This is a genomic window from Halobacterium yunchengense (genome assembly GCF_037031165.1).
GTDB classification, from domain to species: domain Archaea; phylum Halobacteriota; class Halobacteria; order Halobacteriales; family Halobacteriaceae; genus Halobacterium; species Halobacterium yunchengense.
The window spans coordinates 488,381-499,787 of the sequence record NZ_JAYEZL010000002.1 but is presented as its reverse complement, the minus strand read 5'-3'; the positions used below and the strand labels follow the sequence as shown (position 1 = coordinate 499,787).

12 protein-coding genes are annotated in these 11,407 nt (G+C 71.6%); 3 read left to right on the top strand and 9 right to left on the bottom strand.

The annotated features are described in order from the left end of the window. Window positions 1-86: 86 nt before the first annotated feature. Entirely contained in the window at window positions 87-857 is a 771-nt protein-coding gene (locus tag U5911_RS07810; protein WP_336036413.1) for a class I SAM-dependent methyltransferase, read from the top strand. Between the two features lie 32 nt (window positions 858-889). On the opposite strand, the gene U5911_RS07805 is transcribed toward U5911_RS07810, so the two are convergent. From U5911_RS07805 to U5911_RS07785, 5 genes are all read right to left on the bottom strand, one after another. Next, window positions 890-1,603 carry a TOBE domain-containing protein gene (locus U5911_RS07805; RefSeq protein ID WP_336036412.1) on the bottom strand — a complete coding sequence of 238 codons (714 nt, stop codon included), beginning with the start codon at window positions 1,601-1,603 and terminating at the stop codon, window positions 890-892. 4 nt (window positions 1,604-1,607) lie between these two features. Next, entirely contained in the window at window positions 1,608-2,381 is a 774-nt protein-coding gene (locus U5911_RS07800) for an amino acid ABC transporter ATP-binding protein (RefSeq protein ID WP_336036411.1), read from the bottom strand. Beyond that, the gene (locus U5911_RS07795; RefSeq protein WP_336036410.1) at window positions 2,378-3,145 is read right to left on the bottom strand and encodes an ABC transporter permease; all 768 of its coding nucleotides are present in this window, start codon (window positions 3,143-3,145) and stop codon (window positions 2,378-2,380) included. Before U5911_RS07795 ends, U5911_RS07800 begins: the two co-directional genes overlap by 4 nt. 2 nt (window positions 3,146-3,147) lie before the next feature. After that, entirely contained in the window at window positions 3,148-4,071 is a 924-nt protein-coding gene (locus U5911_RS07790) for an ABC transporter substrate-binding protein (RefSeq protein WP_336036408.1), read from the bottom strand. A gap of 143 nt (window positions 4,072-4,214) precedes the next feature. Next, entirely contained in the window at window positions 4,215-5,090 is an 876-nt protein-coding gene (locus U5911_RS07785; protein ID WP_336036407.1) for a homoserine kinase, read from the bottom strand. A gap of 149 nt (window positions 5,091-5,239) precedes the next feature. Between U5911_RS07785 and U5911_RS07780 the strand changes: the two genes are divergently transcribed. Then, a complete protein-coding gene (locus U5911_RS07780; RefSeq protein WP_336036405.1) occupies window positions 5,240-6,571 on the top strand; it encodes an NAD(P)/FAD-dependent oxidoreductase in 1,332 nt (443 codons plus the stop codon). Window positions 6,572-6,686: 115 nt separating this feature from the next. On the opposite strand, the gene U5911_RS07775 is transcribed toward U5911_RS07780, so the two are convergent. From U5911_RS07775 to U5911_RS07760, 4 genes are all read right to left on the bottom strand, one after another. Next, window positions 6,687-7,259: a DUF6149 family protein gene (locus U5911_RS07775; RefSeq protein ID WP_336036404.1), complete on the bottom strand. Its 573-nt coding sequence runs from the start codon at window positions 7,257-7,259 to the stop codon at window positions 6,687-6,689. A gap of 134 nt (window positions 7,260-7,393) precedes the next feature. Further along, on the bottom strand, window positions 7,394-7,579 hold the full coding sequence (locus U5911_RS07770; RefSeq protein WP_336036403.1) for a hypothetical protein: 186 nt from the start codon (window positions 7,577-7,579) through the stop codon (window positions 7,394-7,396). A gap of 428 nt (window positions 7,580-8,007) precedes the next feature. Continuing rightward, complete coding sequence (locus U5911_RS07765; RefSeq protein ID WP_336036402.1) at window positions 8,008-8,547, bottom strand: Hsp20/alpha crystallin family protein; 540 nt, start codon at window positions 8,545-8,547, stop codon at window positions 8,008-8,010. Beyond that, on the bottom strand, window positions 8,544-9,590 hold the full coding sequence (locus U5911_RS07760) for a hypothetical protein (protein WP_336036401.1): 1,047 nt from the start codon (window positions 9,588-9,590) through the stop codon (window positions 8,544-8,546). The genes U5911_RS07765 and U5911_RS07760 overlap by 4 nt, the downstream gene beginning before the upstream one ends. Before the next feature lie 386 nt (window positions 9,591-9,976). On the opposite strand from U5911_RS07760, the gene U5911_RS07755 reads away from it, so the two are divergent. After that, entirely contained in the window at window positions 9,977-11,230 is a 1,254-nt protein-coding gene (locus U5911_RS07755; protein WP_336036400.1) for an NAD(P)/FAD-dependent oxidoreductase, read from the top strand. Window positions 11,231-11,407 lie beyond the last annotated feature (177 nt).

Genomic DNA, 11,407 nt, shown 5'->3' with positions numbered 1-11,407 from the left:
CTGTAACGCCACAGCGGCGCGCGCGACCACGCGATGCTCTCGCACACTGGGGAAACGCTGATGCCGGCCGGCCCGCGACTCCGAGTATGACAGCGCACCGACGCGAGAACCGGCGGCTCTGGGACGAGTGGAGCGACGACTTCCAGGCCATCTGGAACGCGAACACCGCCGAGGGCGAGCTGCCGCCGGCGCCGTCGCCGTTGGCGCCGGACGCGCCGGGCGGCCGGCCCGACGGCGTCCTCGAGGGCGTCGACGGGCGGGCGTACGTCGAACTCGGCTGCGGCGGCGGCCAGGGCAGCGTGGGGACGGCGCGCCTCGGCGCCGACCCGGTCGTCGGCGTGGACCTCTCCGGCGAACAGCTGCGGCACGCGCGGAAGCTCCGGGACTTCTACGGGGTGGACGCGCAGTTCCTCCAGGGCGACGCCACCGACCTCCCGCTGCCCGACGACCGCTTCGAACTGGCGTCCTCGGTGGCGGCGTTCCAGATGGTGCCGGACCTCGACGCCGCGCTCGCCGAGGCGCGCCGGGTCCTCGTCGACGGCGGCGTGTTCGTCCTCGGCGTCCCCCACCCGCTGTACGAGGCGCTCGACAACGAGACCGGCGTGGTTGAGGGCGACTACTTCGACACGGGGCCCCGAGAGATCACCATCGACGAGGACTACGACGCGAACATGGTGGCGTTCGACCGGCCGGTCGCCGACCTCCACAACGCCCTCGAGGACGCCGGCTTCGACGTGGTGCGCGTGGTCGAGCACCAGCGCCACGCCGTCGAGAACGGCGACCCCGGGGACGCCGACCTGCCCGCGGTGCTGTGGCGGGTGCCACAGGACGTGCGGTTCTGGGCGGTCGCCCGGTAGCCGGCGGACGCAGCCCTCGGCGGCCGAGGACCCTACAGCGAGGGCGTGACGCCGCGTGCGGCCGTCGACTTGAACGCGACGACGACGTCGCGGCCGACCTCGAGGCCGAGGCGGTCGCGGCTCTCCGCGGTGACGACGGCCTGCACGTCGACGTCCTCGGCGACCGAGACGGCGACGTCCGCGACGGTCTCGCCGGCGTCGACGGCCGCGACGGTGCCGGCGAGGCGGTTCCGCAGGCTCGTCCGCGCGCCGTCGGCGTCGACGTCGCTGGTCATCACGACGACGGCGTCCGACCGGACGAGCACGTCGACCGGCACGCCGATGTCGTCGCCGGGGACGCGCGCGGTGAGGTCGCCGGCCGGCGTCTCCACGGTCGCGAGCTCGCCGTCCCGGTCGACGACGGTGCCCGGAATCACGGACTCGGCGACCGCCGCGACGCCGCCCAGTTCCACCCGGAGGCGCTCGAACTGGCGGACGAGCCGCGTCGCGCGCTCGGTGAGTTCGGTGCCGCCGCCGCCGCTGCCGCCGCGCACGCGCTCCGTGAGGCGGCCGGCGGCGTCCTCCAGTTCGACGACGCGCCGCTGGAGGTGGGGGTACGAGCGGCCGAGCGCGTCCGCCGCGGCCTGCATCGAGCCGTGGCGGTCGATGGCGCGCAGCATCTCGACGTCGCGGCCGTCGACGGCGACGTCGCCCACCGCGAGGTGGGGTTCGAAGCCGTCCTCGGCCGCCTCTGCGTCCTCGCTCACGCTGTCAGTACACTAGCTCGCCGTCGATAAATTTCTTTGCGCGGTCGTCCTCGGGCGCGGAGAACACGCGGTCGGCGGGGCCCTCCTCGATGACGCTGTCGTCGAGGAGGACGGCGACGCGGTCGGCGATGCGCTCGGCCTGGTGCATGTCGTGGGTCGCGACGACGACGCCGATGCCGCGGTCGGCGGCCGCGGTGACGGCGTCCTCGATGACCGCGGTGTTGCGCGGGTCGAGGTCCGACGTGGGCTCGTCCAGGAGGAGGTACTGGGGGTCGTACGCGAGCGCGCGAGCGAACGCGACGCGCTGGGCTTCGCCGCCGGACAGCGAGTCGGCGTCCGTGTCCACGTAGTCCGCGAGGCCGACGACGTCGAGCGCGTCGGTCACCGCGTCCGGGTGCTCGCGGTCGCCGGTGAGGTCGGCGACGGCGTCGCGGACGCGGTCGCGCCACGACCGCCGCACGCGGAGGCCGTACTCGACGTTGCGGGCGACCGACGCGTCGAAGAGGCTCGCCTCCTGGAAGACGACGCCGACGCGCCGCCGCAGCGCGAGGCGGTCCTCCCCGTCGAGGGCCCACGCGTCCTCGCCGTCGACGCGGACGACGCCGTCCGCGGGCTCCGTGAACAGCCCGAGCAGCCGCAGGAGGGTCGTCTTCCCGACGCCCGACGGGCCGATGACCGCGACCACGTCGCCCTGGCCGGCGGTCAGGGAGACGTCCCGGAACACGCGCGTGTCGCCGCCGTCGTAGGCGTGTGTCACGCCGCGCGCCTCGAGGCTCACCGCAGCCCACCTCCGGCGGTCTTGCTGTCGCCGAGGCGGACGACCACGGCGTTGACCACGAGCACGACCACCACCAGCACGGCGCCGAGCACGAGCGCGAGCTCGTAGCGGCCCTGGCGGGCCTCCAGCCGGATGGCGGTCGTCAGGGTCCGGGTCTTCGAGACGCCGTTCGCGCCCGCGATGTTGCCGCCGACGATGAGCACGGACCCGACCTCGCTGATGGCGCGGCCGAACCCGGCGAGCACGGCGGTCGCGATGCCGTACCGCGCCTCCTTCACGACGGTGAGCGCGACGTCCGCGCGCGTGCCGCCGAGCGCGAACGCGGCGTCCCGGACGTCCCCGCGGACGCTCGTCACCGCGGCGAGCGCGATGCCCGTGATGGGGGGCGTCGCGAGCACGAACTGCGACATGATCATCGCCTCCTTCGTGAACACGAGGTCGAACTCGCCGAGGGGCCCCTGGCTGGAGACGGTGATGAGCACGAGCAGGCCGACGACGACGCTCGGGAACCCCATGCCCGTGTTGATGACCGACGTGAGCAGGCGCTTCCCGCGGAACTCCGCGAACCCGACGAGCATCGCGAGCGGCACGCTGAACAGCGTGCTGAGCAGGACCGCGGTGACGCTGACGTACAGCGAGACGTAGATGGTGCTGGTGACGTACCGCGGGGCGAACGGGAACTCCACGAACAGCGGTCCGGCGGCGGTCGCGACCGCGAGGAGTGCGTCGACGGGCGTCACGGCTCCGGCCTGGACCGCGACCATTATCACTCGTTCGAATCTGCGCTCCAGCCCTCGGGCACGTACTGCTGGAAGTCGGGGTCCTCGGAGAGCGCCCGCGGGAAGAACAGCTGCTGGCCGTTCGCCTCGTACTCCGAGATGACCTCCTGGCCGTCGGGGCTGGTGACGTAGCCGATGTACGCCATCGCGAGGTCGTAGTTGACGTTCCCGTGGACGGCCGGGTTGACGGCGAGGATGCCGTAGGGGTTCGAGAGCAGCTCCGGGCCGCCCTCGATGGGGCCCTGGACGAGGATGGAGAGCTCGATGTCGTCCTGCATCGAGAGGAAGGTGCCGCGGTCGGCGAGCGTGTACGCGCCGCTCTCGGACGCCTGGTTGAGGACGTCGCCCATGCCGGCGCCGGCCTCGCGGTACCAGTCGCCGCCGGGGTCGACGCCGGCCTCCTCCCAGACGACGAGCTCCTTGGTGTGCGTCCCGGAGTTGTCGCCCCGGGAGACGAACGTCGACTCGGACTCGGCGATGGTGGCGAACGCCTCGGCCGCGGACTCCATCCCCTGGACGCCGGCGGGGTCGCCGTCCGGCCCGACGACGACGAAGTCGTTGAACATGATGTCGCGGCGGTTGACGCCGTACCCCTCGTGCATGAACTCGTCCTCGAGGGACCGCGCGTGCACCATGACGACGTCGGAGTCGCCGTTCTCCGCGGTCTCGAGGGCGGCGCCGGTCCCCTGCGCGACGGCGTCGACGGTGACGCCGTACATCTCCTGGAAGGGCGCGTTCAGCGCGTCGAGCAGTCCCGTGTCGTACGTGCTCGTGGTGGTCGTGAGCGTGAGCGTCTCGCCGCTGACCTCCGGCCGGTCGGCGGCGCCGCCGAGTGCAGTCGAACAGCCGGCGAGCCCCGCCGCCGCGCCGGTCCCCAGTGCAGCGAGGACCTCGCGTCGATGTGTCGGCATGGATACTACGATCGGACGCCATCGTCAAAAGTGTTTTCCGGGAGAAGTAACTGCCGGTGGTTTCGGCAGACGGACACGGAGCCGACTGAGAGGGGTGTACCCGGATCGGGGAAACTGATTTCGGCTACTCGACGGTTCGACCGCTAGAGCACGCGCGCGCCGTCGCCGACCCGCGACCGGTACGCGGTGGCCTCGACGTCGGCGTCGTCGAAGCCGTCGACGAGCGCGCTCGCGACGCGGCGCTGGTCGCGGTCCCGGCAGACCGCCAGCACCGCCGGCCCGGCGCCGCTGACGGTGACGCCGGTCGCGCCGGCCTCCCTGGCGGCCTCGCACGCGTCGTGGTAGCCCTCGATGAGGTCCGCGCGCGCCGGCGTCACGAGGTGCTCCTCGAGGCCGCGGCCCACGCGGACGGGGTCGCTGCGGCACATGCCGATGGCGAGCGTCGCCGCCGACCCCACGGTGTCCACGACGTCCTCGATGGCGGCCGACTCGGGGACGACGCCGCGGGCGTCCCGGGTCGACACGACGAGGTCCGGCAGGCAGACGACGAGCGCGAGGTCCGCGTCCACGTGTTCGATGCCGTCGTCCCTGACGACCGTGAACCCCCCGAGGATCGCGGGCGCGACGTTGTCCGCGTGCGCGTCCCCCGAGACCGCCGCCTCCCCCTCGGCGGCGACGCGCACGAGCTCGCGGCGCGAGTACTCGAGGTCGTAGAGGTCCGCGAGCGCCACCGCCGCGCCCGCCGCGCTCGCCGCCGACGACCCCAGCCCCGAGGACGGCCGCACGCCCTTGTCGATGCGGATGTGCGCCGGCGCGTCGAGCTCGCGCGCGACGACGCCAGCGGTGTTGTCCGCGGGGTCCTCGGGGATGAACGACGCCCCCGTCCCCGTCACCTCGATGGTCGTCTCGGCGGCGCGCTCGACGCGGACCACGTCCGCTGGCCGGTCGAGCGCCACCCCGAACACGTCGAAGCCGCTGCCGAGGTTCGCGCTCGTCGCCGGCGCGCGCACCGTAGTCATGTCGCCCCGTAGCGTGGGGGCGCGCAAAAGCGTAGCGGACTGCGCCACCGCACCGAACTGCGCCGCCGCGGCGGACTCCTCTACCGCTCGGCGTCGACGGGCCGGCGGGGACCGTAACGCTAACCCGGGGGCCCGACCGAGTCGGGAGTATGATCGCCATCGTCGGCGGCGGCGTCGCGGGCCTCGCCGCGGCACGCCGCCTGCAGGCCCACGGCCGGGACGTCCGCGTCTTCGAGGCGTCCTCCCAGGTCGGCGGCCTCGCGGCGACCGCGGAGACCGCCGGCGACCCCATCGAGCAGTTCTACCACCACCTCTCCGGGTCCGAGGAGACCGTCGTCGAACTGATCGAGGACCTCGGCCTCGGCGAGGACCTCCGGTGGCCCATCGGGAAGAACGCCTACTACGTCGACGGCACCGTCTATCCGATGGACAAGCCCTGGGAGATCCTGGCGTTCCCGCACTGGAGCCTCTACGACAAGTTCCGGCTGGGGATGCTCACGCTCGACGTCGACGTCCGCGGCAGCGTCCCGAGCTTCGACACGTACGAGGACCTCGAGGACTTCGAGGACGTGCCCGTCGAGGAGTTCTGCGTCGAGCACACGACGCGGAACGTCTACGAGACGTTCTTCGAGCCGCTGCTCGAGGCGAAGTTCGGCGAGCGCATGCACGACGTCTCGGCGGCCTGGCTGCTCGGCCGCATCAAGTTCCGCGGCGAGCGCGACCTCCTCCGCGGGGAGCCGCTGGGCTACCTCGACGGCGGCTTCGGCCGCCTGCTGGACGCGCTCGTCGACGAGGTCGGCCGCGACAACATCGAGACGAACACGCGCGTCACCGACGTCGCAGTCGCCGACGGCGAACTGCAGTCGGTGACCGTCGAGCGCGGCGCCGACGGCGACGGCTTCACGCAGGTGGAGACGTTCGACGCCGACGCCGTCGTGGTCGCGGCGATGCCCGACGTCCTCGAGTCCCTCACGGGCTACGAGTGCGACGTCGACTTCCAGGGGACGGTGTGCTCGCTGGTGTGCATGGACGAACCCCTCACGGACACGTACTGGCTGAACATCGCCGACGACGCGCCGTTCGGCGCGCTCATCGAGCACACGAACTTCGTGGGGCCGGAGCGCTACGGCGGCGAACACCTCCTGTACGTCCCGAAGTACATCCAGTCCCCGGACGACCCCGTCTGGCAGGCCAGCGACGGTGAGGTCGAGGACCGCTGGCTGGACGGCATCGCCGACCTCTTCCCGGACTTCGACCGCTCGCAGGTGAACTGGGTCGAGACGTTCAGGAACCCCCGCACCGCGCCCGTCTACGAGCGCGGCTACCTCGACATGGTGGTTCCCTACCACCTCGACGCCGAGGTTGGCGAGGGCGTCTACTACGCCGGCATGGCGTCCCGCGCCCAGTACCCCGAGCGCTCGCTGAACGGCGGCATCGTCGCCGGCTACGAGTGCGCCGACAGGATCGCCGGTCAGCGGTAGCGCCGCGGCGGAGTGAGAGGCGAGCGGCAGCGCCCTCGCGGACTGACGGCAGAGGAGCGGCAGCGCCCTCCCGGGCGGACAGCGTCGTCCCCGCTACGTTCCGGGGTGGTCCACCCTACGTCCCGGGGCTCTTCGCCGGGTCGACGTCGTCGGGCTCCTCGACGTCGCCGCGCTGGACGTCGCCGTCCTCGGTCTCGACGTAGACGTCGTCGGCGTACCCGCCCTCGGCGTTCTCGAAGTCGGCCTCCGCGAGGCGCTCGGGCGTCGCCGGGGCGTCCGCGACGCCGTCGACGGGCCGGAACTCGCCGAGCGGGTCGTCGACGCTGACGCCGTGGGCGTCGAAGAAGGACTTGTACCGCCGGTAGTGGTCGGAGAGCTCGTCGGGCGGGAACTCCATCATCTCCGCCCAGCCGTGGTTGTAGAAGTCGAAGTTCGCGACGACGTGCGTCGTCTCGCGGGCCTCCGCCTCCGTGTACCCCTCCTGGAGCGCGGCGAGGTACATGTCCATCGTCGCGTCGAAGAAGTCCTCCAGGTGGGCCTCGCGCTCCTCGCGGCGGCTCTCGTCGGCCTTCTTCGAGAAGATCTTGACGTGGAGGTCGACGAGACCCCTGCGCGCGACCGACCGCACGCCGGGGAGCTCCAGCGCCTTCCGGGACGCGAAGTGGCGGACGTTCTGGCGGAGTTTCATGCCCCCACGTTGGGCAGGCAGCGTTAAGAACGTCCCGACGCGGCCGACGACCGCCCCGGACGCGCGGCGACACGGGGAGCCGGTGCGGTCGGTGGAGGGACGGTGCGGTCGAGCGCGGCGGAGAGACGCCCCAGCTACTCGACGTACGCGAGTGGGCCGTCGTCCTCGATGGGGACCTGGGTGACCTGCTTGAGGTAGGTGACGCGGACGAAGCCGTGCTGGTCTGCCGGTTCGACGACTGGCTGGGCCCCCTCGGGGACGTCGAACTGTTCGCCGGGCCGAGCGAGTTCCGAGACGAGGCGGTATGTGACAGTAGACATGTGCTAACTGCGGTCGCGGGTACACGCGACCGGTCTTCGACAGTCGTTAGCACTCGGCTACCAAGACAGTTTCGGCTCGGCCAGCATCGCGGCAAGTGGCGGCGGGACGCGCGGCCTCGCGGTCGGAAAGCACACACTACCGGTCGGTACGCGTCGCCAGTCGGGAACGACGTCGCCGGCACGCGACCAGCAGTTCGCCACTACGGTCCCGAGCGTGGGCGGCACGGAACCCCGACCGCTAGGGGCACGGGTCCCGACCGCTGGCGGACGCGGCGCTGGCGCGCACTCGCGCGTGGCGACGACGAGGGGTGACGAAGATAGACGAACGGCGGAACCAGGGCAGCGACGGAAGGGGACGGCTGCGAAAGAAAGCGACGGCTGCGAAGAAAAGCGGCGGCGACGGAAGCTGGCCCGCTCTCGCGGGGCGGCTACTGGAAGCCGATCTCGTGGCGCCGGTCGTGCTCGTCCTTCGGCACGACGATCTCGCAGACGCCGTTGTCGTGGTCGGCGGTCACCTGCTCGGGGTCGATGGTGACCGACAGCGGGATCGTCCGCTCGACGCGCACCGGTCGCTCCGCGACGAGCGCGCGCTCGCCCTGGTCGGGGTTGAGCGCGGCGTCCTCGGACCGGTCCCCGGAGAGGTAGATGCGGTTCGCGTCCGCGTGGATCTCCAGGTCGTCCTTCTCGAAGCCCGGGACGTCGACGTACACCACGAGCTCCGTCGGCGACTCGATGACGTCCACGGCCGGGACGCTCGCCGGCTGCTGTGGCCGGACGCCGGACTCGGCCTGCGCCTGCGCGGCCTGTCCGCTCTGCTGGCCGGTGGACTGCTGGCCGGTCGGGACGTACTGGGGCGTCGTCGGCCCCTGCGGGCCGGTGAACGCGTCGGCCTGCGTGGAGACGCCGGCGACGCTACCGGGCTGTTCCGCGTACGTCCTCGCGGCCTGCCAGGGCTGGTACCACGTCATCTGTAGGGGATCTGGGTGAGCTGCTGGCCGACCGGCTGCTCGGCGGCCTGCTGGCCGACCGGCTGCTGCTGGCCGTACGTCGACTGCTGGTGGCCGCCGTGCTGCTGGCCGAACTGCTGTTCGAGGGCGGCCCGGAGCTGCGGGATCGCCTGCGTGAGCTGCTGGCTGCTGATGCCGAGGCGGCGCGCGAGCGCCTCCGCGAGCACCGGCGTGTCGGCCAGCTCGACGGTCTGGCGGACCTGCTCGCGCGTCTGCTGGGAGCCCCACTGCTGTGGTGACTGCTGGACCTGCTGGGGGGCCTGCTGGGAGAGCTGACCGGGCTGCTGCTGGACGCCGGTCGACATCGGCGTCCACTGCGGGACACCGAAGCCGGTCGACGCGACGCCCTGCTGGGGGACGGCGCCCTGCTGGGGGACGGCGCCCTGCTGGGGCGCCACCTGGCCCTGCGTGTGCTGGACCGGCAGGAACTGCCCGACCGGCTGCATCTGGGGCTGCTGTGCCGCCTGCGTCCACGGCTGGGACGCGTGGGCGGCCTGCTGGATCGGGTTCTGCTGGGTCGGGTTCGACTGCTGGGTCGGGTTCGACTGCTGGGTCGGGTTCGACTGCTGGGTCACGGCCGGCTGCGCGCCGACGAACTGGGGCTGCTGGCCGCCCTGTGGCTGCTGTTGGCTCGCGAACTGCGGCTGCTGGCTACCCTGCAGCTGCTGGCTGCCCTGGGGCTGCTGCTGGGCCGCGTACTGCGGCTGCTGGCCGCCCTGGGGCTGCTGCTGGGCCGCGTACTGCGGCTGCTGGCCGATGGCCTGCGGCTGCTGGCTGCCCCGCAGCTGCTGGCCGCCCTGGGGCTGCTGCTGGCTCGCGAACTGCGGCTGCTGGCCGCCCTGTGGCTGCTGCTGGCTCGCGAACTGCGGCTGCTGGCCGCCCTGGGGCTGCTGCTGGGCGCCCGCGAGCCGCTGTTGGCTCCCGAACTGGGGCTGGGCGAACTGCTGTCCGGACTCGATTCCGCTCGATAGCTGTGGCTGCTGGAACGGTGTTTGCTCGTACATCGTGTGTCAGTTCCGGACGGCCCGGAACAGGCGAATCATCGACGGGATTGCAGATAAAGGCCGCCGATAGTTCAGCCGAGTTTTCGGGGGGGAGCGCTTCTAACGCCGACTTACTGGTATTTCCACCCACGGTTACTCGTGGGACAGGCGTGGAAACGACACCCAGTAGTCGACCCCCAACGAACCGGTTAGACGGGTGCTACGGCCGGCCAGGACGGCGCTACTCGCGTGACCCCGGGACACCGCCGACCCGACGCGCTCCCGGCTCCCGGATCGGGCCGAGAACGGACCGTTCGCCCGCCTCGAACCCTGTCGCTGTGGAACAACCCACACGCGAACTCGGAAAGATAGCAATCCACTTTAACCCCGAATGCCTCACTTCGAGCATGAGCGAGTCCTACGTGATAATCGGTGACGGTATCGCGGGTAGTTCCGCTGCCGAGGCCATCCGCGAGGAGGCGTCCGACGTGGACGTCACCGTCGTCACCGACGAGGGGGAGGCCCTCTACAACCGGATTCTCATCAAGGAGTTCGCGAAGGGGAAGCTCCCGGAAGCCCCCATCAGCATCCACGAGGAGGACTGGTACGACGACCGCGACATCGACCTCCGCCTGAACACGCTCGTCACCGACGTCGACCCGGACGCGCACACCGTCCACACCCACGACGGCGAGGAGATCGGCTACGACAAGCTGCTCGTCGCGGCGGGCGGCACGCCGAACCAGCTGCCCGTCGAGCACTCCGACGCCGAGGGCGTCCACCACTTCTGGACGTTCCAGGACGCGCGGCGCATCCGCGAGCACGCCGAGGAGGCCGAGACGGGCGTCGTCGTCGGCGCGGGACTGCTCGGCATCGACCTCGCCGCCATCTGCGGCGGCCAGGGCGTCGACGCGAAGTACCTGATGCGCGGGAACCGCTGGTGGCGGTACGCGCTCAGCGAGGACGGCGCCGAGATCATCCACGAGGGCCTCCGCGAGAAGGGCGTCGAACCCGTCTTCGAGTCCGGGGTCGACCACTTCGAGGTCGACGACGACGGCCACGTCGAGGCCGCGGTCGACGGGAACGGCGACCGGCACGACGCGGAGTTCGCTGGCGTCGCCATCGGCCTCGACTTCAACGTCGAGATCCTCCAGGACACGGACGTCACCATCGACGGCGGCGTCCACGTCGACGAGTACATGCGCACGGAGGTCGACGACGTCTACGCGGCGGGCGACATCACGCAGTTCTACGACACCATCCTCGACGAGCGCGCCCAGAACGGCTCCTGGGGCTCCGCGAAACAGCAGGGGAACCTCGCCGGCCGCGTGATGCTCGCGGACGCGGGCCACGACGTCGACGTGGAGCCGTTCCGCTGGGTGTCCTCGTACTCCATCACGCACTTCGACTTCCCGTTCCTCTCGTTCGGCTTCCCGACGAAGGGCGACGACGCCTGCGAGCGCAAGTACAGCGACACGGAGTGGCGCCGCCTCACGTTCAAGGACGGCAAGCTCATCGGCGGCGTCCTCATCGGGAACCTCGCGCCGCAGTCGAAGTACAAGCAGCTCATCGAGGACGAGGCCGTCGTCGCCGACCAGACGGACGTCCTCCTCGAGGAGAACTTCGACCTCGAGGACCTCGCCATCCCCCAGGAGCAGTAAGCGCCTCCCCCCGCTCCGTCACCGGCTCGTTCTCCAGGCTCGCTCACCCCTCCCCACTCGCTCACTCCTCCCGGCCCGCACACCCCTGTCCGCCGCTCGCTCGCGCATGCCCGTACCGCCGCTCGCTCACCGCGGTTCGCGGCGCGCTCGCTGCCGCCCGACGGCGTCCGGTGCCCG